The following is a 22,622-nucleotide window of genomic DNA, read 5'->3' as shown; positions in this document are numbered from 1 at the left end:
ACTTGCAACCACACCCGCAAGCCATCGCTACTGCTGTCGAACCTGAGGCTACCGGCACACCGCTGCACGATCGCCTGCACGATCGCCAACCCCAGCCCGCAACCACCGCTCTGCCCGCTGCGCCAGAAACGCTCGGTAAGGTGTTCCAGATCCGCCTCGGCAATCCCCGGCCCATGGTCCCGCACCATGAAGCCCACCTGCCCGTCAGCCATCTGCACCTCCAACTCCACTGCCTGTTCACCGCCATGGCGCAGGGCGTTGTCCAGCAGATTGCGCAGCGCGGCCACTGCCAGCGGCGCCGGCATGCCCAGGTAGATCTGCGTGGCTTCTTCAGGCAATCGCAGCACAATGCGCCGGTTGTCACCCCCGCCCGCGTCCTGTACGGCCTGGCGGGCCACCTGCTCGGCGCTGCACTGCACGCCATCCTCGAACGAAAGGCTGCCCTCCACCCGTGCCAGCATCAGCAACTGCTCGAGGGTACGGTGCATGCGGTCGGCACCCTGCTCGGCATGCTCCAGTGCCTGCTCGCGCACGGCGCCATCGGTCATGCGCGCCACCTGCAGGTGGGTCTTGATTGCGGTCAACGGGCTGCGCAACTCGTGCGCGGCATCGTCGGTCAGGCGCCGCTCGCGTTCGATGGTCTGGGCAATGCGCAGGAACAGCTGGTTCTGGGTGTCCAGCAACGGTTGCAACTCGCTGGGCAGGCCCGCCACCTGCAACGGCTCGACGCTGTCGGCACGCCTGCGGCGCAAGGCATCGCGCATGCGGTTGAGCGGTTCCAGGCCCTTGCCCAGGCCGATCCACAACAACCCCAGGCTACCGAGCAGGGCCATCAGCACCGGCGCCGAAGCCGCCAGCAGGATCGACTGGTTCAGCGCTTCACGCTCCATATGCCGGTCGGCGGTGGTGATGCGCACATCCCCATGGTTGTAGGTGAAGGTGCGCCACGAAGCGCCGTCGATGGTCTGGTCGCGGAAGCCGCTGCGCTCGTCATCCATGGTCCCGTCGTGCTTGTGGTTGCTGGCGAGGATTTCGCCGCGCAGCGAGCTGACCTGGCAAGCCATGCCGTCCGGCACGCTGAACTGGTCGGCCGAGAAATGCGCCTCGCCGCCCTTGGCCGTCAAGGGCTGCGGCAACTGGTCGATCAGCCCGGCGACCATGCGCGCCGAGGCGACCAGCCGTTGGTCGAGGGAAAACATCATCTGCTGGCGCAGGTCGCGCAGCATCCATGCCGCAGCCAGCACCCAGATGATGATGAAGGCACTGCCCAGGATCAGGCTCAAGCGTACCCGCAGGCTCATGGTGCGGCCTCTTCCGGTGCCTGCGCCGGGCCCAGGCGGTAGCCCAGGCCGCGCACGGTCTCTACGATACCGTTGCCGAGCTTGCGCCGCAGGTGGTGGATATGCACGTTCAGGGCGTTGCTTTCCACTTCGTCACTGAAGCCATACACGCAGTCCTTCAACTGCTCGCTGGACAACACCCGCCCGGGGTTTTGCAACAGGGCCTGCAACAGCGCCTGTTCACGGCGGGAAAGGTCGACCTGCTGGCCGGCCAGGGTCGCCTCGCAACTGCTGGGGTCATAACGCAGCGGGCCGTGCTCGATCACATTGACCGCCCGCCCCGCCACCCGCCGCAGCAAGGTGTGCAGGCGTGCAGCCAGCTCGCGCAGGTCGAAGGGTTTGAGCAGGTAATCGTCGGCACCGGCCTGCAGGCCATCGACGCGATCGGTGACGGCGTCGCGCGCGGTAAGCACCAGCACCGGCAAGGTCTCGCCTTTTTCGCGCAGGCGGCGCAGCAGCTTGAGGCCGTCTTCGTCGGGCAGGCCCAGGTCGAGGACCATCACGTCGAACTGCGCCGCCTGCAGCATGGCCCGCGCAGCGGCGGCGTTGCCCACCCGGTCGACGGTCAGGCCCTGGGCGGTAAGGCCGGCGCAGATGCCGGCGGCGATCAGGTCGTCGTCCTCGCAGAGCAGAACGTGCATGGTGTGGGCTCCCACAGTGGTGTGGCTGGCATTGCACTATGAAGGGATTAAGGGGGGATTATGGACCTTTGCAGGTGGGCTGGGCGAGCGTGGCTTGAGCGCGTGCGACCGCCTGGAACAAAGTCTCCTTTTCCTACAGCCGACTCAGGAATTTCCGAACCAAATCCATGATGGGATTTCCCCCTGCACACGCTGTCAGGGAGACACCTCATGCACCTGGATTATCTCGTGCCCTCGTGGTTCGAGATCGAATCACGTGTTACCGATGAAGTGGGCTATCAGGGACGCGCCCAATTTCGTACCTACCTCAACGAACCTGTCGCCTCACTGGCCCTCAACCTACGTCGGGTCAGGGCCGTCCAGTCGGCCTTCAACCAGGCCGAGTGGCAGGCCGGCAGTATCCTGCACCAACGCTTTGCCGACCTGGAAATCGCCAGCATCCTCAACGAACTGCTCAAGGTGGTGAGGGAGATGGCGATGATCGTCGTCGGCAGCACCCTCACCGGCGGCGCCATTGGCGCTGGCATCGGGGCATTTGGCGCAGGTGCAGGGGCCATTCCCTTGGCCGGCGCTGGCGCGGCGATGGGCCTCAAGGTCAGCGGCTGGATACTTGGCGTACTGGGGCTTGCCTCCATCGCCGAGTTCTTCATTGAAGGCCTGCCCCGCATCGGCGAGTACTACCTCGATGGCATTCGCATAGCCTGGGAAGGCACGCGGGACGAAAGCCATGACCCGTTCGGGCGGGACGATCCGCATGCGATTTCCAGGGCTGCCCACCACATTGCCTTGGGCCATGTGGAAGTGGTGATGCTGTTGCTGGGGGCGATCGTCTCGTACCTCACCCGCGGGCACGGCGATGCCCGGGTGCTGGCGCAAGAGATGGCGGCCAGCCGCAAAGGCGCGCGGCTGGGGCAATGGATGCTCAAGCATGAGGAAGGGCTGAAGAAACGTCCGGATCTGCAGGTGCCGGAGCGGCGCAAGGGGGCAGCGAATGAGCCGCAACCGATGCCGCCGAATCGGCCGGCGGGAAAAGACAAGAAGCCCTCGTCAGGGAAGCCCGGTAGCATGCCATTGCATACGGTGGCGTGTTTCAAGGCAGACAAATTGCCAGTATCCAAGCATGGCGAGTTTGAACGGCAGTTGAAGGGACAGCAGGATGGGTTGAATCGATTGACGGTTGAGGAGTTTCTGGAAAACGTTGCCAACCCAGTAAAACGAGACCCCAAAATTGCCCGCCTCGCGAGGAAAGACTTGCAGTTGAAACTACAAAACAGAATCCAAACAGAGCTTCCTAAAGACATGAACCCTGTTGAAGCACGGAGAATTGCCATGAAACAAGCGAAAGAAACAATGGCCACGCTTGCGGCGTTGCACAACCCCGACCTCAGCGCAGGTGGCAAGGACACCATCTCAGACTTTGGCGACAGACAGGTCAATTCAAGTATAGGCCCTCAGTGGAAAACCAAGATTAAAGACCTGAAGCAAGCCGCCGAGCGGGCATCGCAAAGCGGCAACAAGTCCAACTTCATGAACGTAAAGCTTCACAAATGCTAGGCACTAGGGACATAAGCATGGACGAGATATTCTCTATATTCATCGAATCAATCGGAAAGCCCATGTATCGCCAAGAAGTGCCGCCTTCAAGCATACGCCGCTATACAGGAAAACTGCCTGATAAGCTTTTGGAGTATTGGGCGGAACATGGTTGGAGCGGATACGGTGAAGGAATATTCTGGACAGTTAATCCTCAAGAATATGAAGGCGTTGTCGATTCATGGCTAGAAGACACACCCCTAGCCATCCGCGACAACTATCATCTCATTGCCCGAAGTGTTTTTGGCGACCTTTATCTTTTTGGCGAAAAAACCGGATTCTCACTCAAGATCACAGCCGCTATTTCTCACTATACAGGCAGCCTTCATGCAACCGCAGCAAATGAAATGGACAGAGCGGTACAAAATTTCTTCCTGACTGTAGACAAAGAATATAACGATTTCGACGGCATGTTCGATTCCGCATTAAAAAAACTAGGCACACCCAAGCACGACGAGATGTTCGCGTTCGTACCGGCACTGACGCTAGGGGGGCAAGCCACTCTCAAAAATCTTGAGAAGGTCAAGACACTAGAGCACTTAGTATTATTATCACAAATCGCCGAACTTCAACCTTACAGCTTCTCTGACTTCTAAAATGACAAAAGGGACTAAAATGGACGTAATCTTCACCCTCTTCCTTGAAACCTTCGGCGACCCCGTCGGCCACCAACCCGTACCGCCCTCCGCCCTCGAACATTACCAAGGCAAACTCCCGAACCGCCTCCTTGAATACTGGCAAGACCACGGCTGGTGCGGCTACGGCGGCGGCTTGTTCTGGCTGGTAAATCCCCAGGAATACCAGGAGGTAGTGGCCTCTTGGTTGGCAGGTACGCACTTCGAAGCATGCGACACTTATCACCTCATCGCCCGCAGCGCTTTTGGAGACCTGTACCTATGGGGTGAGAAAACCGGCTCGGTGCTGACCATCGCGGCCTACCATTCCCGCTACCTCGATGGCGCTCACAGTTCAGGAGACGAAGAACGCGACAACAAGATCCATGGTTTGCTCATGTGGCTAATGACCGAATGCATCTATTTCGACGACCTGTTCGAACCTGCCAGGGAACGGCTCGGCACCTTGGGCGTAGATGAAATGTATGGCTTTGTCCCCGCCTTGATGCTGGGAGGGTCAGACAGTCTTGAGCGGCTTGAAAAGCTCAAAGTGGTGGAGCATCTGCTGCTGCTCTCCCAACTGAGCGAACTGCAACCCTATGAATGGGCTGACGAAGGGGAGGATTAGGCCCTGACGTGCGGGTTCAATGCCTCCGGCCTGTCGACATCCTGAAGCACGCCGGCATCCTGCACTTGCAGCCTGACGCAACTTTCCGGATGAGCCTTCACTACCGAACGCGCCCCTTCATCCCCCTTCAGCCGGGCAAGCGCCGGCCAGAAATCACGCCCGAACAACACTGGGTGGCCCTGCCGCCCAGCATGACAAGGCAGAACTATCGTTGACCCACCGGCCTCGCGTGCAAGCAAACCCAGGGTCGCGGGCTCTACCCAGGGCATGTCACCCAACAGGATCGCCACCGCTTGCGCCTCACTGTCGACCAGCGACGCGGCACCTGCTGCCAGGCTATGGCCCATGCCCAGGGCGCAATCACCACTGGAGATCACCCGGCACTGCGCTGGCAACATCAGGTCCACGCCTCGTTCCCCCTCACGCAACACCACCCTTACATCATCGAACACTGCGCAGGCTCTCTCGACGCTATGCACCAGCAAGCTTCGACCATCCGCCAGCAGCGAACGGCGCTTGTCAGAGCCAAAACGCACGCTGCTGCCTGCCGCCAATATCAATGCAACCACACTCACAGCGCCACCCGCTCGATGCCATTGCGCACACGAAGGATATCAGCCAGTACCGCCAGGGCGATCTCGGCAGGGGTCTTGCTGCCCAGGTTGAGGCCAATCGGAGCATGGATGCGGCCCAGTTCGACAGCGCCCAAACCGCCGACCCGCTGCAGGCGCTCACGGCGCTTGTCAGACGTCGCCCGGGAACCCATCACACCGATATAGAACGCTTCGGTGCGCACCGCTTCGAGCATCGCCAGGTCATCGATCTTCGGGTCATGGGTCAGCGCCACCACCGCTGTATCGGCATGGCAACCACCGTTGATGATGAACTCCGACGGCAGTTCACGGCGCACTTCGATACCGTCCAGCCGCACCCCGTCGAGCACCTCGTCACGCGGTTCGCACAGGACGACCTCGAAACCCATGCCCCTGCCGAACTCGGCGCAGAAATGCGCGACGCTGGAGTAGCCGGCCAACAGTAGACGCTGGGCGGCGCCTACGCGAAGACGCACGCGGCCGTTTTCACGCTCGACACGCGGCCCCTGGCTATAGTCGTCGACAAGGTGGCGCTCGCCTGCCGGCAGGCTCACCTCACGCAGCACCCGGCGCTGGCCCAGCAGCGCACGTTCCAGCTCACGCAGGTGCGCCTGCACCTCGCACTCGGCCGGCAGGTTCTCCACCAGCACTTCGAGCACGCCACCACACGGCAGGCGGATGCTCGAGCGCGAGTCGTTGCCATCGCCGTAACGCACGATGGCAACCGGCTCAGGAAACTCGCCCTGCCCCACACGTTCGAGGAAGTCATCTTCGACGCAGCCACCCGACAGCGAACCCAGCCACTGCCCACTGGCATTGACCGCCAGTAACGAGCCCGGCGCACGGGGCGCCGAGCCGTAGGTAGCGAGCACCGTGCACAACCACACCCGCTGGCCGCTGCATGACCACTGCAACGCCTGGCGGATCACCTGAAGATCAAGATGCTGCACGCTTTACTCCGCCTTCAGCTCGGCGAGCTGCTGCAGGTTAAGGTCACCTGGCAATCCACCCCAGGCCTGACGCAGGTAGTTGACCATATCCGTCACCTGCTGGTCATCGAGCTTATCGGCAAAGCCCGGCATCGGCTGCATGCGCTCGAAACCGGTGAACTGTTGTTCGCGGATGCCTTCGAGGATGACCTTGACCAGGTTGCGCGAGTCGGCCTGGCGCAGCACGGTATTGCCCTGCATGGCCACGGCGACGTGTGGCTTGCCCTCGCCGTCGACCCCATGGCAGCCGGCGCAAACGTTCAGGTACTGCTGGTGGCCGCGCTGGGCACTGTTGCTCATCTGCGCCAGGGCAACCGGCTGGATGACCTTGGCCGCGGGCGGCTGGTCGCCCAGCAGGTAGGTGGCCATGGCCGCCAGGTCGGCGTCCTCCAGGTGCTGGGTGCTGTGGTGCACCACCGGGAACATCTCGTTGAACATGCTGCCCTGGGCGCTGATGCCGTGCTTGAGGAAGGTGGTCAAGTCTGGCTGGGTCCAGCCCCGCTCAGCCAGGTCCTGGGCCAGCAGGCTGGGCGCCAGGTAACCCGCCAGCAGGCCGCCACTCAGCCGCTGGTCCTGCTGCAGTGCACCGATCGCATTGCGTGGGGTATGGCACTCGCCACAGTGGCCCATGACTTCGACCAGGTACTGGCCACGCTGCCAGGCCGGGCTTTTGCCCTCGGCTGGCTGCAGCTGCACGCTCTTGCCATACAACAGGTTCCAGCCGCTCAGGCCCATGCGCACGTTGAACGGGAAGCGCAGCGCCGTCTGCGGGGCCGGGCGGTTGATCGGCGGTACGGTTTTCAGGTAGGCAAGAATCGCGTCCGAGTCTTCGCGCTTGATCAGGTGATACGAGGTGTAAGGCATCGCGGGATAAAGGTTGGCACCATCCTTGCGCTTGCCCTGCGTGACTGCTGCGAAGAACTCGTCGGCGCTGTAGTTGCCGATGCCATACTGCTTGTCCGGGGTGATATTGCTGCCGTAGATGGTGCCGAACGGCGAATGGATCGGCAGGCCGCCGGCATACGGCGCGCCGCCTTCGGCGGTGTGGCAGGCCATGCAGTCGGCGGCGCGGGCCAGGTATTCACCGCGCTTTACCTGTGCTTCATCGGCCGCCAGGGCCGCCGAACTGACGGCAACACCCAACGCCAGCGCCAATGCGCTACGTACGAAGCCCATGTTCAACCCTCCTTGACCAGGCCGAGGTCGTTGAGCACCTGGCGGGTGGCGTCGTAGTAACGCACGTAGCCTGTGCACCGGCAGATGTGGTGCCCGAGGCTGGCCTCGATACGGTCTTGCACTTCGCTCTTGTTCAGCGGCTGCCGCTGGGCGGTTTCCACCAGCACGGTAGCGGCGTTGACAAAGCCTGGTGCGCAGTAACTGCACTGGAAGGCGAACAGGTCGACGAACTTCTGCTGGATCGGGTTCAGCGTCAGGTTGCCGGCCTCGTCCTTGCTGGCATGGCCTTCGATGGTGCGCACTTTCTTGCCTGCAAAGTAGTGGGCACCGGTGATGCAGGTGCGCACTTCTTCGCAGGTGCCGTCCGGGTTGTCCACGATCACCACGCAGGCGTGGCAGATACCCTGGCCGCAGCCCAGGCGCGAACCGGTGAGGTTCTGGTGTTCGTGCAGGTAGTCGAGCATCGCCAGGTCGTCGGGGACCTCGACCGGGCCGACCGGTTGACCGTTGAGGGTCAGTTGCAGTGGGCGGTTAGCCATTGAGGGCCTCCTTGATACGGGCTGGGGTAATGGGCAGATCGCGCACGCGCTTGCCAATGGCATGCGCGACGGCATTGCCGATGGCACCGACGACCGGGATCATCACCACTTCGGCAATGCCCTTGGACGGGTCGGTGGGTGACAGCGGCGGCAGAATTTCGCTGGTCTGCTGCCACACCGCCACATCGCGCGCATGCGGCAGGCGGTAGCGGTTGAAGTTCCAGTCGCCCTCCCCGGGCCCGCCCTCGTACATTGGCATTTCTTCGGTCAGGGCGTGCCCGATACCCATGGCGATGCCACCTTCGAGCTGGCCTTTGACCAGCTCCGGCACCAGCGCCCGGCCGCACTCGACCCAGCTGTGGTGGTTGAGCACTTGCACTTCGTGGGTGCCCTTGTTGACCTTGACTTCGACAATGGTCGCCACCGGGCTGTAGTAGGTGACCATGGCGTTGTTCAGCTGGGTATCGGGGTACGCCGCGTTCTGCCGGTCGAGCAGGTGATAACCGTGGCTGCTCATCTGCGCTTTCTTGGCGTTGACCGCGCCGTCGCCGTATTTCACGGCCACGGCGTCGAGCGGGAAGCGCTCGCGCACACCGTCGATGACGAAGTCGGCCTCGGCCCAGCTCCAGCGGTTGAAGCCGTGGACGCTCACACCGGTGACCAGGCCCATGTCATGGGCCTTTTGCGCCAGCTGGGCGAACGGGATCGGAGCCAGGCCGTTGCCGGTCAGCTCACCGTTGACCCACACAGCGTTCTCGCGGCGCACCACCAGCGGGTTGGCCTGCCCGCCGTAAGGCCCCTGGCGCCAGATGGCCATGGCCGCCGGCCACAAGCCGTGGTTGAACAGTACCCGTGCAGCTTCGCGGGTAGCGTGGCTGAAATAGAACGCCGAGTTGGTCGCCGACGATGGCGACGCCAGCTTGCCCACCCAGCGCGGGTTACGCAGGGCAGCGTCCTGTTCGGGCTGGCTGATCAGGTACGGGTTGCCGCTGGTGGTCAGCTGCAGCTCTGGCCACTCGGTAACGGCAGTGCGCACCTCATCGGCCGAACGGCCAAGGAAGTCGCTGACCACCAGGGCCTGCGAAGTGGACATGCCAGTGCCCAGTTCGGTACCGATGTGGCGCAGGCTGATGCGCCCGTCGCGGCTGAACTCGACGCTGGCCATCGGCGCTTCCGCGCCAGTCCCGAAGTCTTTCTGGCAGATGGCGAAACCCACGCCGTACCAGTGATCCTGGTCCTTGGCATCCATCTGCTGCTTGCGTGCGTCACGGTTGCGCCACCGGTCGTGCACAGCGGCCTTGTCGAGAATTTCGTACAGGCGCAGGGCGCCGGCCGGCACCGCGCCCTGGGTGTTCTTCATGCCCGACTTCAGCGCGTTGGCACGGCGCAGGTCGATGGCATCCACGCCCAGGCGGCCGGCGATTTCATCGACCATCATTTCAGTCGCCGCCATGCTCTGCAGGGTGCCATAGCCGCGCATGGAGCCCGCCTCCACGCCACGCGAGTAATAGGCAGTCACCGACAGGTCGTTCTGCGGCATGTAATAGATCGACTGCGCTGCGGTCGCACCCACTGCGGCCACCGACGGGCTGTAGTTGATGCGCCCGCCACCGTCGCAGCTCATGTCGGCGCGGAAAATCTTGAAGCTGTTGTCTTTCTTGTCCACCGCCAGCTGGTAGCGGATATCGAAGGCATGGCGCTTGATGCCGCTCTGGAACTGCTCGTAGCGGTCATTGGCCAGGCGGACCGGTACCCCGTCGCCGTACAACGCAGCCACGGCAGCGTAGAAAACGAAGATGTTGTTGTCCTTGGAGCCGTAGCCCACGGTGTAGCCGGGGTGCATGTTCAGGGTGTTCAGGGCAAACCGCGACGGCTTGATCATGTGCACGCATTCCTGCGCCACTTCGAACGGGCACTGGGTGGCCACCACGAAGTGCAGCGTGCCGCTGGCCCGGTCGTACCAGCCATTGCCGTTGTCCGGCTCCAGCGCGGCAGGTTCGATGGACGGCGTCTTGTAGCGCTCGTCGAACACCAGCCAGTCCTCGGGCGGGTTGTCCAGCTGTTCGGCCATACGGTTGGCGTAGAACAGCCCCTGCTCGGTCAGGTCACCATGCTGGTTGGGCTGTTTCGACCACACCGGCTTGCGGTTGAGGATGGTGGGGAACAGCATGGAATTCTTCAGGCTGGAGAACTCATCGTCGTCGAACGGCGTGGCGCCGCCCACCCGCACGAAGCGGAAGCTGCCATAGGGGTCACGCTGGTACAGCGGCGCCTGGGCGCCGTAGCGGATCGCCTGGTCGTTGAACTGCAGCTTGCGCTTGGCCTGGCGGAAACGCTCGAAATCGTGCCAGATCAGGATTGCCACGGGGTGGCCGATGAACATCGGTACTTGGCCGGGCGGCAGCAGTGGGTCGGGCGAGTGCGCTTCGGGCCAGGCGATGCCGTCCTGTTCCAGGTCTGCGGCGGTGACGACACGGTCTGGTTGCAGGTCTGCCCCCAGCAGGCTCAGGTCATGCCCGGCATAGATGCGGTCAGCCTTGGTGGCCTTGAGCAGCAAGGCATGGCCCTGTTGCACCGGCCAGCCCGGCATGTCCTTGGCACGGATGTCGCGGGCGAACACCTTGTCGCCGCAGACCTTGGACAACGCATCGTTACGGAAACGCGCCTTGCCGTCATGGTTCATCCACTTCTGCGGCGAAGCGGTGACGCGTTCCTCCATCAGCGCGGCGAACGCCTGGCTGCCAAGCGGCGCCATGGTCACACCGACACCAGCGACCAGGCCGCCTTGCAGGAAGGCGCGCCTGGAAATATCACGGTTGGACATGCTTGATCCTCTGGGCAGTCGAGGGTCTGCCCTTTCTTCTGATTCTGGGCCTGGCTTGCAGAAAGCTGACCTGGGCGTCAACTTTACAGCAATTTAGCGAGGGCAGGCAAAGTCAAGCCGACAATATGTCGCGGTGTGTCGGGTTTTAAGCGGGGGGATCCTTGCTTGGGCTGATAGGTGTTCGTCTTTGGAGATTCGGCGCTCGATCTCACAGGCGCTGCAAATCCCCCGTCAAGCACCGAAAACCCTCACACCCCCTTCAAAACCGCCGTTAACCTTCATTTAATCAACCCCAGCCAGCATGGCCCCATTCCCCGATCTGCCAAGGCGAAGACATGCGCGTTCTCCTGCTCTTCCTGACACTGCTACTGGCTGGCCCCCTGCAAGCCAACCCGTTCGACGTCAAACCCGATTTCCTGCCGGTCGAGCAGGCCTTCGTATTGACCCACGACCGCCAGGCCGACGGCCAGATGCGCCTGTACTTCCAGATCAAGCCGGGCTACTACCTGTATCAGAAGCGCCTCAAATTCGATGGCCTGCCGAGCGATCAACAGCCGCAATTGCCGCCGGCACTCAACCACCACGACGAGTTCTTCGGCGACAGCGCGGTGTACCGTGACCAGCTTGAACTGCTGCTGCCGGCCAACGCCCAGGGCCAGTTGCGCCTGGGCTGGCAGGGCTGCGCCGACGCCGGCCTGTGCTACCCGCCACAAACCACCACCATCGACCTGGGCGGCAGCGTAGCGCCGGCCGCCGAACAAGCCAGCGACCAGGCCCTGGCCAGCGGCCTGCAACAGGGGCACCTGGTCTGGAGCCTGCTGGCCTTCTTCGGCCTGGGCCTGTTGCTGGCCTTTACCCCCTGCTCGCTGCCGATGCTGCCGATTCTCGCCGGGCTGGTGTTGGGCAACGGTGCCAGCGCCCGCCGCGGTTGGCTGCTGGCCGGGGTCTACGTACTGAGCATGGCCCTGGTCTACGCCGCCCTGGGCGTGGTCGCCGCGCTGCTGGGCGCCAGCCTGCAAGCCTGGCTGCAACAACCCTGGCTGCTGGGCAGCCTGGCGGGGCTGTTCATCATCCTTGCCCTGCCGATGTTCGGCGCCTTCGAACTGCAGTTGCCCGCCGCCCTGCGTGATCGTCTCGACCGGGCCGGGCAAGGTACCCGCGGCGGCAACCTGCATGGTGCGGCCTTGCTGGGCGCGTTGTCCGGGTTGCTGCTGGGCCCCTGCATGACCGCGCCTCTGGCCGGGGCGCTGCTGTACATCGCGCAAAGCGGCGATGTGCTGCAAGGCGCGCTGGTGCTGTTTGCCCTTGGCCTGGGCATGGGCGTGCCGCTGCTGTTGCTGGTCACCCTGGGCAACCGCTACCTGCCACGCCCGGGCGCCTGGATGGACCGGGTAAAGGCGGTATTCGGCTTCGTGTTCCTGGCCATGGCGCTGTACACCGTGCGCAGCCTGCTGCCGGCCAGCCTGCTGCTGGCACTCGCCGGTGCCTGGCTGGTCGCCCTGGCCTGGGCAGCCTGGCCGGCCCTGCAGCGGTTGCCGGCACTGCGCGCAGTGCCGCTGCTGGGGGCGCTGTGGGGGGGCTTGCTGTTGGTCGGCGCGGCAGCCGGCGGCGACGACCTCTGGCAACCCCTGCGCCCATTCGCCGGGGGGGCAGCCGCGCCAGCCACTGCTGCGCATGCCGAGGACAGCTTCGTCACCGTCAGCCGCCCAGAAGACCTGCAGCGCGAACTCGATGCCGCCAAGTCTCGCGGGCAATGGGTCATGCTCGACTACTACGCCGACTGGTGCGTGTCGTGCAAAGTGATGGAAAAACAAGTGTTCAGCCGCAGCGACGTGCAGGCCGGGCTGGCCGGCGTGCACCTGCTGCGGCTGGACGTGACCGCCAATAGCCCCGCCAGCAAAGCGCTGCTACAACGCTACCAGGTACCGGGCCCGCCCAGCATTATCTGGATCGGCCCAGAAGGCGAAGAGCGCCGCGCGCGGCGCATCACCGGTGAAGTGGACGCCGCCGCGTTCCAGCAACACTGGGCCCAGACCAGGAGCCAAGGCTGATGCTCACCGTGACCCTGGGGCCGCTGACCATGGCCCTGAACCACCTGCTCATGCTCACCGCGCTGGTGATCGCCAGCGTGGTCGGCTGGTGGGTCGCACGGCGCGGCGGTGAAAGCCCGGAGTCGGCGCTGTTCAACCTGTTTCTGCTTGGCTTGCTCAGCGCGCGGGCGGGGTTCGTGCTGGCGTACTGGCCGATGTACCGGGACGATCCGCTGCAAATCATCGACATCCGTGATGGCGGCTTTCTGTTCTGGTCGGGCCTGGCGGGTATCGTGGGCGGTGCCCTGTGGCAGGGCTGGCGCCACCCAGGCCTGCGCCGCCCGCTGGGCTGGGCGCTGTTCAGCGGCGCGCTGTTCTGGGGCCTGGCCAGCTTTGGCGGGCACTTGTACAGCAAGGGCACCGAACTACCCGAACTGAACCTGCGCAATGCCGGCGGCCAGCCCGTGGCGCTGCACAGCTACCGCGGTACACCGCTGGTGATCAACCTCTGGGCCACCTGGTGCCCACCCTGCCGGCGCGAAATGCCGGTGCTGCAGCAGGCGCAGAGCGAATACCCGAACGTGACCTTCCTGTTCGTCAACCAGGGCGAGACCCCGGAAAACGTCAGCACCTTCCTCGCCACCACCGGCCTGAGCCTGACCCACGTGCTGTTCGACGGCACCGGCCTGCTGGCCCAACGCGTCGGTTCGATGGCCCTGCCCACCACGCTGTTTTATGACGCCCAGGGGCGGCTGGTCGGTAGCCACCTGGGCGAGTTGTCCCGGGCCAGCCTGCGCCATGCCCTGGAACCTTTCGAGCGGGCCGCTGCGCCCGCCCCTGCCGCACAAGGAAACTGAAATGCGATTGACTGCACTGTTGCCCCTATCCCTGGCCCTGCTGGCCGCCCCCGCCTTGCAGGCCGAAGAGCTGCCCAAGGCGGTTCAGCAACTGCAAGCCAAGGGTGCCGTGATCAAAGGCAGCTTCGACGCCCCCAACGGCCTGCGCGGTTACGCCGCCGAGTACCAGAACAACGCCCTGGCCCTGTACCTGACGCCCGACGGCAAGCACGTACTGGTCGGCAACCTGTTCGACGAACAGGGCAAGGACCTGAGCGCAGAGCCGCTGGATAAGCTGGTGTATGCGCCGATGAGCAAGGAAATCTGGGCGAAGATGGAAAAAACCGCCTGGATCGCCGATGGCAGGGACGATGCACCGCGCAAGGTGTACCTGTTCAGCGACCCCAACTGCCCGTACTGCAACATGTTCTGGGAACAGGCACGGCCTTGGGTCGAGTCGGGCAAGGTGCAGTTGCGCCACATCATGGTCGGCATCATCCGCGAAGACAGCCCAGGCAAGTCGGCCGCCCTGCTGGCGGCACAAGACCCGGCCAAGGCTTTGCACGCGCATGAGAAGGCCGGCAAGGCCAGCACCCTGAAAGCGCTGAAGCAGGTGCCGCCGGCGGTTCAGCAAAAGTTGGCGGCAAACATGGCGTTGATGGAAGAGATGGGGTTGCAGGCCACCCCAGCGATTTTCTATCAGGATGACCAGGGTCAGCTGCAGAGCCAGCAAGGCGCACCACGGCCGGAGATGCTTGGGAAGATTCTTGGCAAGCGCTGAGATATTGGTTGCCAGTACTGGCCCGTTCGCGGGTGAACCCGCTCCTACAGGTACTGCATAAGCCTTGAGAGCGGCGCTATATCTGTGGGAGCGGGCGTGCCCGCGAAACAGGCGACGCGATAGATGCCACTGACTTTGCCGGTGTTCGCGGCGGTTCGACGCCTCGACAAGCTCGCTTCCACAGGCCGCGTCGCTGGTATCGTCTCACCACACCGAAGAAATCGTAACGAACTGCCACCGGTTCTACATGCTTGCACACCAGCGCATCGAGCCGTTCGGGAATGGTGAAGCGTTTCTGACCCGCTACAGCGCAAAGTCCTATGATGAAGCTTTTATCAACGCTGCGATGTAAATCCAGTCATCTAGTTTGCATGGCGCGCCCCCGCCGCCAGACATTGGCGGTGGGAGCATAGCCTGCGGTTTACAACCCCTCCAGCTCCGCCATCAGGTCACTTAGCCGATCGACCTTGTCGTCATCCAGAGCACTGCCCTGCAGTCCCTGCACATACTCCGCCAGCTCCGCCACGGTGCTGCACTCGAACATCGCCCTCAGCGGCACGTTCAACTGCAACTGCTTCTGCACCCGCGAGGCTATCTGCGTGGCCAGCAACGAGTGCCCGCCCAACTCGAAGAAGTTGTCGTGCACCCCGACCCGCTCAGCCTTGAGCACCTCGGCCCAGATACCCGCCAGTACGTCTTCCAGCTCATTGCGCGGTGCCTGGTAGGCCTGGCCGCCGATGGTGATCGCCGGCAGGGCCATCCGCAAGTAACTAGGTCGTGTATTTCGGAAATAATAATTAAATTTTACATTTTGAAACACTGAATTTTGCATCTCAAGCAATAAACGCGATTCATCTCAAACAGAACATCCCCAACTCAAACACATATCATTCCTACTAGAGATACGGGCTACCCCTGCATCACAATAGGAAATTTCTCACACTTGCAATCAGTCCTTGGTTTTCCGTCAGAAATACATTTCAGAAAAATCCTACAACACCAACCAGAACTCAAACATGAAATACGATCCTTAGTGGCCAATCATCTTCGGCAAATTTGACGCATATGAAATATCAAACTAAACCCACAGGACCCCGGACCACGGGGCAACCAAGGAGACTTCAATGGACACTCAATTTGGCATCAATTTGATGGATCTGACCTTCGACAACAACTGCGATATGGAAGCCGAATTTTTTGGCGGATCAGGAGGGGCAGGTGGATGTGGCGGTAGCGGCGGCTGTGGCGGCGGGGGTGGATGCAGCGGCGGAAGCGGCGGCTCCGGCGGTAGCGCTGGCAACGCCATCACTCAAATAGCGCAGGAGGACTGACTCACAAATATACACGGGCACCTGCGTTAACTATCGTCGGTGCCCGTCTCAATCGAAGGGGACAAAATGAAAACTTTGAGAATATACAATTACGAAATCCTAAACTTTGATGCACAACCTACAGTTTTCTCATCAAAAGGATTTACAAGAATAGACGACCCCAAACTCGTAAATACTCTTCACCACATGATTGAAAGACAGTCAACAGAAATAACACAGCATGAACTTACCAAGATCCTCGAAAGCGAATCACTTCAGCCCCAAAAGGCTATCAGCTTCTTGAAAGCCATATCAATAATCGGAGAACCCCGTCAACCACCTCATTTCAAAAATGTTACCGTATGCATTGACTGGGAAATCCCAGACACATTAAAAGAACACATAGAACAAAGACCAAACAACAAAATCAAAATCATAAAAACACCGCAACTCAATACCAATAAACACCCGAACCCAACGCTATTTGTTCTTGCATGCTCAAAATTAAAACCAGATGAACTAAGAACAAATTACACCAATTTATTAAAAAACAATCCAGATTGTGGGATCAGCGTAGGCTTTATAAGCAACCACTTTTTCCATTTAACAGAAACACATATACCCTCGATCGGAAACCCCTGTGCTTTTTGTACCCTGGACCGCATAGCACACTATGAAAGCGTACGAGCAAGCCAGCATCACTGGAGCAGAATATGGAGCTTCTGCCAGTCAAATAATATTGATCTTCCAAAGACCACCCTTGATGAGTGGCAGAGCACAATCATTCTGGGGACCATCGCCTCTTTCACTAACAAACTCACGCACTTTCAAAAATCGAAAGTAACTCAGGATCAAATTTTGCGCTCTAGAACATTGAATCTGACTGACGGCTCATTTACAGAGGACTGCAGCATCCATTGGTCTCTCTGCCAGTGTAGTGGAGAAATGTTATGACCCTTCCTCATGACTATTATCTAAAATTCGTATCCTCAGAAGTACTGGACGAAACGCTAGCGTTCCACGCCAAAGGGAATTACACAATCCACACCATATGCCAACACGCTAGCACTTTACATCACATTCCATCAAAAGAACTCGAGGCGCTGACTGGCAACGAATTACCCTTAAACATTTTAGAGAAAGAAGCCCCAGACCAATACTTCACATTGTCGCCACTCAAACCAGAGCATTACTTAAAAAGAAATGAGTCATGTGACTGGTTTGTAGAACGACCACTGGATTTTGAAACGATTCAATCTTTAACAGCTCCTCTATTGACACAAGAAGGACATTCCTACAAAAGAGGCTATCCGAGCGGTGGCGCGATCTACCCAATCGAAGTATTTTTTGTAAATCTAGATAATAGAATTAGTCGTTGGCCATCTGAGAGCAACGTTCTACACCTTTTACCCTCCTCGAAAACATTTGAAACCAACAGCCCTCAAATTGACGCCACCAAGCTTACGCAAGCAATTATACCTAAAGTATCTAATATTGGACGCCCCGCCCTAGCTTTGCTTTACATAGCCTATCTTCCGAAAGCATTATTCAAATATCGCTATAGAGGCTATCGCTTAGCACTCATGGAAGCAGGCTCCATGTATATGTTAATAGATTTACGCTGCAAAGAGCTGAACTTGCAGAGCAGGCCATGGTCAGGCTTCACTGATTACGAGATAACCAAATACCTAAAACTTAACCCTGCGCTTTTCACCCCCCTATGTGTTCAATTTGTGGGCTAACGCATGAATATATTCAACGAAATACATACACTTGAATTTGCCGACTTTGAATTTCATCGACCGAGCGCAGTGTCTCATTTTCCACATAGCGTGGAATGTGGCAGCCGCTGGCAAACTTATGGATCAAGTAGTGGGTGGTCATCCTCAGTAACCTCCAGCGCTATAGGTGAGCATTTTGAGCGAAAGCACTTCTACTTGGATGTACCGATACACGGCAGGAACAAGCTGGGCGCAGGGCTGACACATGATGAATTCGAAGCGTTTGCCAATGCTTTTTCGCAAACAACAACGATTGATAGAAAGAAAACCCTTCACTCACACAATTTCGAGCGCACGAATGTCTACAGGATCACTGATTTAACTAAATGTGCAATTCCAACAGCACTAATTTCCATCACCCCCTGCAGAAGCCCAATTGACAACGAGTTCTACCCCATGCGGGACACCTGTGGGTGTAGCGTGCACGTGACTGTTGATAAAGCAGTGCTCGGCGCGCTCAAAGAAGCTATGGAGCGACAGTTTTTACTCAGATTTTGGCTAACTAAAACTTGCACAGCCAAAATCAAGTACAGAGACGCTTGTTCAGCGCTTTGGAACCGACCCAGTCTTTCGCTTTTCAAAGAAATGGGAAAAACAGGAGATCTCTGCATTTTAAACCTTACAGATGAACGTTTTCCTGGCTGCTGCGTCCTGCTTTGCTATGGCAACCGGGGCGGAAAACACCAGTATGTCAGATACTGTGCGGGGATGGCCTACTCCGACAACCTAAGTAGCGCACTGGAAAAATCAGTGATTGAACTGTGGCAAACCTTCCGATTCATGCACTCCTTTTACTTGAGAAATAAAACACTTAGCGACATTGAGGACCCCTACCTAAAAAATTTCTTAACAAACAACCTTTATGAAACTTATACCAACGTCACCACCTGCATCGAAAGCAGCCCAACTCAAAACAACGCTACCAACCCTCTCCCGCTCACCAGTGCAGCACTAATAGCACGCCTGAGACAATTAAAGCTTGATGGCTACCTATATCTTTCCTCCACACACTCACCCAAGAGGAACTTACACTACTGCAAGTATATCTCCCCCCACTTGTTTCTTCACATGAACAACGCCTCACACCTCAACATCCAAAACACCTATTCGAATCAATTTCAAAAGCAGATCATTCCACAACAACTTAACAGAATGGTACCTTTTCCATGACCAGCAGCAGTCTACGCCCCCTCCCAAGAACGATAAAGCTCTATAACATCTCAAAAATTTTGATAAAGGAGCACCTCAGAGAGCCTTCCAGTCTGTTGTGGACAGCCTTCGCACCCTGCATGCTGTTTTTTATCATGAGCCCAAGCGATCTGAATCCAGACAAGACCGCTCAACCCTATTTATCCTACGCCGGTTGGTTTTACGCTTACATTTCAGCGAACGTCGCTTTTTTTGGATTCAGCTTTTACCTTATCGGCAGACGGGAAAGCGGCTTTATCCGTTCGTTCATCTACCAAAAGGACTCCATTCGCCTTTTTCTGATGTCTCACATGATCAGCTACTCGATTCTAAGCGTCACATATGCATCTTTATTCTACCTGATCACCAAACCTATACATGGAGATTATTCAGTCCAAGAATACCTATACACAATTGCCTGCTTTTTTACCAGCTACCTGGGCTTTTCCTGTGTGGGTTTGGTCATGGCCGCCCTGCCTATCAAATTTGGAACAGCTAGTACACTTTTCTCATTGCTGTCATTTCTCATGCTGATGTCCAGCTATCTGGGCGCCGTCACAGGTAAAGAGCATGATCAACTGAACGCTCTCATCAACCCTCTGTACTTGAGCACCCGAGTTTTTCGCGGCGAACTTCCATTACTGTCAGTTTTCCCAGTGGCATTGTTCCTTCCCCTGCTTGGCCTTTATTTAACAGCGAATTACTTTAGAGTCCAGCCTATCTGGAGTCGTTATTAAATGAGCATACTAACCATTAATGATCTGACTTTCTCGCACAAAGAAAAAGCCTTGCTGCACAATCTCAACCTACATATCTCACCTGGTGAAGTAGTGGGTCTTTTAGGGAGCAATGGCGCTGGAAAAACGACACTCTTCGACCTGATTTGTAAACTTAGAAAACCTGGCCGTGGAGAAATCATCAACCGCGCCCAACATCTGGCTTATCTGACGCAAATTCTGACGCCGCCACCCCAGTTGCGGATGATTGAAGTTTACGATCTAATCATCCATTTGAATGCCCCGTCGAAGCTTTGCCTTTCTGAAGCACTGTCTCGGCTTGGTGCGTGGTCGCCTGCGCTTTCTAAAAGGTATTCGGATATTTCCAAGAAAAAATCCTCTACTTGCAGCTATGGCGAAATTCGGAGCTTTTTCACCTTGACACTGCTACTCATGGGCAGCGATCTGATCATACTTGACGAACCCACGGCTGGAGTAGATCCGGAATTCCGACACTTTATCTGGCTTGGGATCAAACACGCGTGCAACGACGGGGCCAGTGTTTTGGTTTCATCCCACTATACGCAGGAAATCACGGCCCATTGCGATCGCTTTTACATGCTTGCCCATCGTCAACTCGAAGCGTTCCATAGCTCAGACCAATTCCTGACTCGGTATCGGGCGGGATCTTTGGATGAAGCGTTCATCAATGCCTCGATGTAGCTGGGCAGAAACGAGTTGCATCGCAATGCAGATGAGTTCAAGCCTCTTCGCGGGACAAGCCCGTAGGGATCGCATCAGGTCTGTGCCGGCCACAAGATATGCAGCGCGGGTGAGATCGAGCGCCCCTTGGCGTATGACTTGATACTAAGTCGTACAAACAAGGCGGCCAGCGATGACCTCACAGAAGAGACAGGCCCGAAACAGACAGTGGGAGCGGGCTTGCCCCGCGAAGCGCCGCGCGGGCGGCGCTCGACTTCTGCCGCGCAGCAAGCCTCAAGGCGGACCCTATCCCCTACAACCCCTCCAGCTCCGCCATCAGGTCACTTAGCCGATCGACCTTGTCGTCATCCAGCGCACTGCCCTGCAGCCCCTGCACATACTCGGCCAGCTCCGCCACGGTGCTGCACTCGAACATCGCCCTCAGCGGCACGTTCAACTGCAACTGCTTCTGCACCCGCGAGGCTATCTGCGTGGCCAGCAACGAGTGCCCGCCCAACTCGAAGAAGTTGTCGTGCACCCCGACCCGCTCAGCCTTGAGCACATCGGCCCAGATACCCGCCAGTACGTCTTCCAGCTCATTGCGCGGTGCCTGGTAGGCCTGGCTGTGCTGGCCGCCGATGTCGATGGCGGGCAGGGCCTTGCGGTCCAGCTTGCCGTTGGCATTGTGCGGCAGGCTGTCGAACCAGCCCCAGTGCAACGGCACCATGTACTCCGGCAACTCGGCGCGCAGGCGTTGCTTGATCCGCTCCAGCAATTCAGCGTCCCCGGCAATGCCCTGGTGCGCAACCAGGTAACCGACCAAGTGCTTGCCATTGGCACCCTCCTGCACCCCCACGGCAGCATCACGGATTTGTGCCTGTTCGTGCAGGCGCGCCTCGATCTCGCCCAACTCGATGCGATAACCGCGAATCTTCACCTGGTGGTCGATGCGCCCAACGTACTCCAGCACACCGTCCGGGCGCTGCCGCGCCAGGTCGCCAGTACGGTACAGGCGCTCGCCCGGCGCACCGTACGGGTGCGGGATGAACGCCAGCGCCGTGCGCACCGGGTCGCCAACGTAGCCACGGCCAACGCCGGTGCCAGCCACGCACAGTTCACCCATCGCGCCCAGCGGCACCAGTGCCTGATCGTCCCCGCACAGGTACAGGCGGTTGTTGTCGGTCGGCGTGCCGATCGGCAAATAGGCGCCTTGAGTCGAGGCAGCATCGACCCGGAAGAACGCCACGTCATCCGAGCACTCGGCCGGGCCATAGGCGTTCACCAGCCCCACCTGCGGGTAGCGCTGCAGCCACTGCGCGGCCAGCTCCGGTGGCATGGCCTCGCCGGTTGGCAGCATCCAGCGCAAGCTATCGAGCGCCTGATGGTCGCTGGCCAGCATGCCCTGGATCAGCGATGGCACGCTTTCCAGCACGGTGATGCCACTGGCCTGCACATGCGCCAGCAGGCCCTGCGGATCATGGGCGATGGCGTTCGGCACGATCTGCATGGTAGCCCCGAACAACGGCGCAGCCAGGAACTGCCACACGGAAATGTCGAAACTCTGCGACGCCGTCTGGGCTATCACATCCTGCTCGCTGAGGCCCAGGTAAGGCACCTTGCTCAGCTGGTTGTTGAGCATGCCGCGCTGCTCGACCATCACGCCTTTGGGCAGGCCGGTGGAACCTGAGGTGTAGATCACGTAGGCCAGGTTGTCCGGCCCGCTGTGAATCCCAGGGTTGTGGCTGGCGACCTGGCTGGCCTGGATTTCCTCCCACACCAGCAGTTGCGGGCGCGCCTGCGTGGGCAGCGCACTCAACAGTTGCCGCCCTTGCTCGGCACAGGCGGCGCTGCACACCAGCACCGGCGTGCTGCTGAGCTCGATGATGCTTTGCAGGCGCGCCGCCGGCAGGCCAGGGTCCAGCGGCAGGTAGCCGGCGCCGGCCTTGAAGCTGCCGACGATCATGCCCAGCAGCGGCAAGCCGCGCTCGGCCAGCAGCGCCACCGGCTGGTCGACCTTCACGCCGGCCAGGATCAGTGCGTGGCCCAGGCGGTTGGCGGCCAGGTTCAGACCGGCATAGTCGTAGGCGGCTTCCAGGCAGCGGGCAACGACACGCTGCGGGTGCGCGGCCACTTGCGCTTCGAACTGGGCAACGTAGCTTTGCTCCAGCGGATAAGCCCGCCCGGTGCTGTTGCAGTCTTCCAGCAGGAAGCGCTGCTCTTCGGCGCCCAGCAACGGCAGTTCGCTCACCTCCCCGGCAAAGCCCTCTACCAGCGCCAGCAACAGCCGCTTGAACTCGGCCAGCAGGCGCTCGACGGTCGGGTAGTCGAAGTAGCGCTGGTC

Annotated in this window: 20 protein-coding genes and 1 pseudogene; 12 read left to right on the top strand and 9 right to left on the bottom strand. The window is 59.6% G+C overall.

The window, feature by feature from the left end; all coding sequences use genetic code 11:
* Positions 1-1,301 (bottom strand): ATP-binding protein (locus APH30_RS16515; protein ID WP_054913165.1); only part of this gene is annotated, 1,301 nt, incomplete at its 3' end.
* Positions 1,298-1,981 (bottom strand): response regulator transcription factor, encoded by a 684-nt coding sequence (locus tag APH30_RS16510; protein WP_009684795.1) that lies wholly within the window; start codon positions 1,979-1,981, stop codon positions 1,298-1,300. The genes APH30_RS16510 and APH30_RS16515, both read right to left, overlap by 4 nt.
* 210 nt (positions 1,982-2,191) lie before the next feature.
* Between APH30_RS16510 and APH30_RS16505 the strand changes: the two genes are divergently transcribed.
* From APH30_RS16505 to APH30_RS16495, 3 genes are read left to right on the top strand one after another with little or no spacing between them, the layout of a single operon-like run.
* Positions 2,192-3,535 carry a DUF6861 domain-containing protein gene (locus tag APH30_RS16505; protein ID WP_054913164.1) on the top strand — a complete coding sequence of 448 codons (1,344 nt, stop codon included), beginning with the start codon at positions 2,192-2,194 and terminating at the stop codon, positions 3,533-3,535.
* 17 nt (positions 3,536-3,552) lie between these two features.
* Positions 3,553-4,170 (top strand): GAD-like domain-containing protein, encoded by a 618-nt coding sequence (locus APH30_RS16500; RefSeq protein WP_054913166.1) that lies wholly within the window; start codon positions 3,553-3,555, stop codon positions 4,168-4,170.
* Positions 4,171-4,189: 19 nt separating this feature from the next.
* Positions 4,190-4,816 carry a GAD-like domain-containing protein gene (locus APH30_RS16495; RefSeq protein WP_054913163.1) on the top strand — a complete coding sequence of 209 codons (627 nt, stop codon included), beginning with the start codon at positions 4,190-4,192 and terminating at the stop codon, positions 4,814-4,816.
* On the opposite strand, the gene APH30_RS16490 is transcribed toward APH30_RS16495, so the two are convergent.
* The 5 genes from APH30_RS16490 to APH30_RS16470 are packed head-to-tail and all read right to left on the bottom strand — an operon-like array spanning position 4,813 to position 10,937.
* Complete coding sequence (locus tag APH30_RS16490) at positions 4,813-5,391, bottom strand: NTP transferase domain-containing protein (RefSeq protein ID WP_054913162.1); 579 nt, start codon at positions 5,389-5,391, stop codon at positions 4,813-4,815. The genes APH30_RS16495 and APH30_RS16490 overlap by 4 nt on opposite strands.
* On the bottom strand, positions 5,388-6,359 hold the full coding sequence (locus APH30_RS16485) for an XdhC family protein (protein WP_054913161.1): 972 nt from the start codon (positions 6,357-6,359) through the stop codon (positions 5,388-5,390). Before APH30_RS16485 ends, APH30_RS16490 begins: the two co-directional genes overlap by 4 nt.
* 3 nt (positions 6,360-6,362) lie before the next feature.
* The gene (locus tag APH30_RS16480) at positions 6,363-7,574 is read right to left on the bottom strand and encodes a cytochrome c (protein WP_054913160.1); all 1,212 of its coding nucleotides are present in this window, start codon (positions 7,572-7,574) and stop codon (positions 6,363-6,365) included.
* A gap of 2 nt (positions 7,575-7,576) precedes the next feature.
* On the bottom strand, positions 7,577-8,113 hold the full coding sequence (locus APH30_RS16475; protein WP_029887985.1) for a (2Fe-2S)-binding protein: 537 nt from the start codon (positions 8,111-8,113) through the stop codon (positions 7,577-7,579).
* Positions 8,106-10,937, bottom strand: a complete 2,832-nt coding sequence (locus APH30_RS16470; protein WP_054913159.1) for a xanthine dehydrogenase family protein molybdopterin-binding subunit — start codon at positions 10,935-10,937, stop codon at positions 8,106-8,108. The genes APH30_RS16475 and APH30_RS16470 overlap by 8 nt, the downstream gene beginning before the upstream one ends.
* A 335-nt stretch (positions 10,938-11,272) precedes the next feature.
* On the opposite strand from APH30_RS16470, the gene dsbD reads away from it, so the two are divergent.
* Genes dsbD through dsbG form a run of 3 tightly spaced genes read left to right on the top strand, consistent with a single transcriptional unit; the run spans position 11,273 to position 14,584 of the window.
* On the top strand, positions 11,273-12,988 hold the full coding sequence (dsbD, locus tag APH30_RS16465) for a protein-disulfide reductase DsbD (protein ID WP_054913158.1): 1,716 nt from the start codon (positions 11,273-11,275) through the stop codon (positions 12,986-12,988).
* Positions 12,988-13,824 carry a TlpA disulfide reductase family protein gene (locus APH30_RS16460; RefSeq protein ID WP_009684802.1) on the top strand — a complete coding sequence of 279 codons (837 nt, stop codon included), beginning with the start codon at positions 12,988-12,990 and terminating at the stop codon, positions 13,822-13,824. Before dsbD ends, APH30_RS16460 begins: the two co-directional genes overlap by 1 nt.
* Position 13,825: 1 nt before the next feature.
* Positions 13,826-14,584 (top strand): thiol:disulfide interchange protein DsbG, encoded by a 759-nt coding sequence (dsbG, locus tag APH30_RS16455; protein ID WP_054913157.1) that lies wholly within the window; start codon positions 13,826-13,828, stop codon positions 14,582-14,584.
* A gap of 421 nt (positions 14,585-15,005) precedes the next feature.
* Here dsbG and APH30_RS16450 read toward each other — a convergent pair.
* A pseudogene (locus tag APH30_RS16450) lies at positions 15,006-15,347 on the bottom strand (phosphopantetheine-binding protein); the annotation flags it as partial.
* 361 nt (positions 15,348-15,708) lie between these two features.
* Here APH30_RS16450 and APH30_RS16445 point away from each other — a divergent pair.
* The 6 genes from APH30_RS16445 to APH30_RS16435 all read left to right on the top strand — a co-directional run bounded on the left by APH30_RS16445 (position 15,709) and on the right by APH30_RS16435 (position 20,302).
* Positions 15,709-15,915 carry a hypothetical protein gene (locus APH30_RS16445; RefSeq protein WP_029886908.1) on the top strand — a complete coding sequence of 69 codons (207 nt, stop codon included), beginning with the start codon at positions 15,709-15,711 and terminating at the stop codon, positions 15,913-15,915.
* 66 nt (positions 15,916-15,981) lie between these two features.
* Positions 15,982-16,848, top strand: a complete 867-nt coding sequence (locus APH30_RS28060) for an McbB family protein (protein WP_080709243.1) — start codon at positions 15,982-15,984, stop codon at positions 16,846-16,848.
* Positions 16,845-17,636 (top strand): SagB/ThcOx family dehydrogenase, encoded by a 792-nt coding sequence (locus APH30_RS28055; protein ID WP_082416192.1) that lies wholly within the window; start codon positions 16,845-16,847, stop codon positions 17,634-17,636. Before APH30_RS28060 ends, APH30_RS28055 begins: the two co-directional genes overlap by 4 nt.
* Before the next feature lie 3 nt (positions 17,637-17,639).
* The gene (locus tag APH30_RS28050) at positions 17,640-18,845 is read left to right on the top strand and encodes a YcaO-like family protein (RefSeq protein ID WP_082416191.1); all 1,206 of its coding nucleotides are present in this window, start codon (positions 17,640-17,642) and stop codon (positions 18,843-18,845) included.
* Positions 18,842-19,600: an ABC transporter permease gene (locus APH30_RS16440; RefSeq protein WP_054913156.1), complete on the top strand. Its 759-nt coding sequence runs from the start codon at positions 18,842-18,844 to the stop codon at positions 19,598-19,600. The genes APH30_RS28050 and APH30_RS16440 overlap by 4 nt, the downstream gene beginning before the upstream one ends.
* Positions 19,601-20,302, top strand: coding sequence for an ATP-binding cassette domain-containing protein (locus tag APH30_RS16435; protein ID WP_054913155.1), 702 nt, complete (start codon positions 19,601-19,603; stop codon positions 20,300-20,302).
* 292 nt (positions 20,303-20,594) lie between these two features.
* Here the strand turns inward: APH30_RS16435 and APH30_RS16430 are convergent.
* On the bottom strand, positions 20,595-22,622 hold a 2,028-nt coding region (locus tag APH30_RS16430; protein WP_054913154.1), incomplete at its 5' end, for an amino acid adenylation domain-containing protein.

Origin of the sequence: Pseudomonas sp. NBRC 111127 (assembly GCF_001320345.1) — a bacterium.
In the GTDB taxonomy this organism is placed as follows: domain Bacteria; phylum Pseudomonadota; class Gammaproteobacteria; order Pseudomonadales; family Pseudomonadaceae; genus Aquipseudomonas; species Aquipseudomonas juntendi.
The sequence above is the reverse complement of the archived record's forward strand: the minus strand, read 5'-3'. Positions and strand labels throughout refer to the sequence as shown.

Coding starts and splice junctions, on each gene's coding strand:
- APH30_RS16445 (WP_029886908.1), top strand. CDS start 15,709: ATGGACACTCAATTTGGCATCAATTTGATGGATCTGACCTTCGACAAC.
- dsbG (WP_054913157.1), top strand. CDS start 13,826: ATGCGATTGACTGCACTGTTGCCCCTATCCCTGGCCCTGCTGGCCGCC.
- APH30_RS16505 (WP_054913164.1), top strand. CDS start 2,192: ATGCACCTGGATTATCTCGTGCCCTCGTGGTTCGAGATCGAATCACGT.
- APH30_RS16495 (WP_054913163.1), top strand. CDS start 4,190: ATGGACGTAATCTTCACCCTCTTCCTTGAAACCTTCGGCGACCCCGTC.
- APH30_RS16510 (WP_009684795.1), bottom strand. CDS start 1,981: ATGCACGTTCTGCTCTGCGAGGACGACGACCTGATCGCCGCCGGCATC.
- APH30_RS16460 (WP_009684802.1), top strand. CDS start 12,988: ATGCTCACCGTGACCCTGGGGCCGCTGACCATGGCCCTGAACCACCTG.
- APH30_RS16500 (WP_054913166.1), top strand. CDS start 3,553: ATGGACGAGATATTCTCTATATTCATCGAATCAATCGGAAAGCCCATG.
- APH30_RS16470 (WP_054913159.1), bottom strand. CDS start 10,937: ATGTCCAACCGTGATATTTCCAGGCGCGCCTTCCTGCAAGGCGGCCTG.
- APH30_RS16440 (WP_054913156.1), top strand. CDS start 18,842: ATGACCAGCAGCAGTCTACGCCCCCTCCCAAGAACGATAAAGCTCTAT.
- APH30_RS16480 (WP_054913160.1), bottom strand. CDS start 7,574: ATGGGCTTCGTACGTAGCGCATTGGCGCTGGCGTTGGGTGTTGCCGTC.
- APH30_RS28060 (WP_080709243.1), top strand. CDS start 15,982: ATGAAAACTTTGAGAATATACAATTACGAAATCCTAAACTTTGATGCA.
- APH30_RS16475 (WP_029887985.1), bottom strand. CDS start 8,113: ATGGCTAACCGCCCACTGCAACTGACCCTCAACGGTCAACCGGTCGGC.
- APH30_RS28050 (WP_082416191.1), top strand. CDS start 17,640: ATGAATATATTCAACGAAATACATACACTTGAATTTGCCGACTTTGAA.
- APH30_RS28055 (WP_082416192.1), top strand. CDS start 16,845: ATGACCCTTCCTCATGACTATTATCTAAAATTCGTATCCTCAGAAGTA.
- dsbD (WP_054913158.1), top strand. CDS start 11,273: ATGCGCGTTCTCCTGCTCTTCCTGACACTGCTACTGGCTGGCCCCCTG.
- APH30_RS16435 (WP_054913155.1), top strand. CDS start 19,601: ATGAGCATACTAACCATTAATGATCTGACTTTCTCGCACAAAGAAAAA.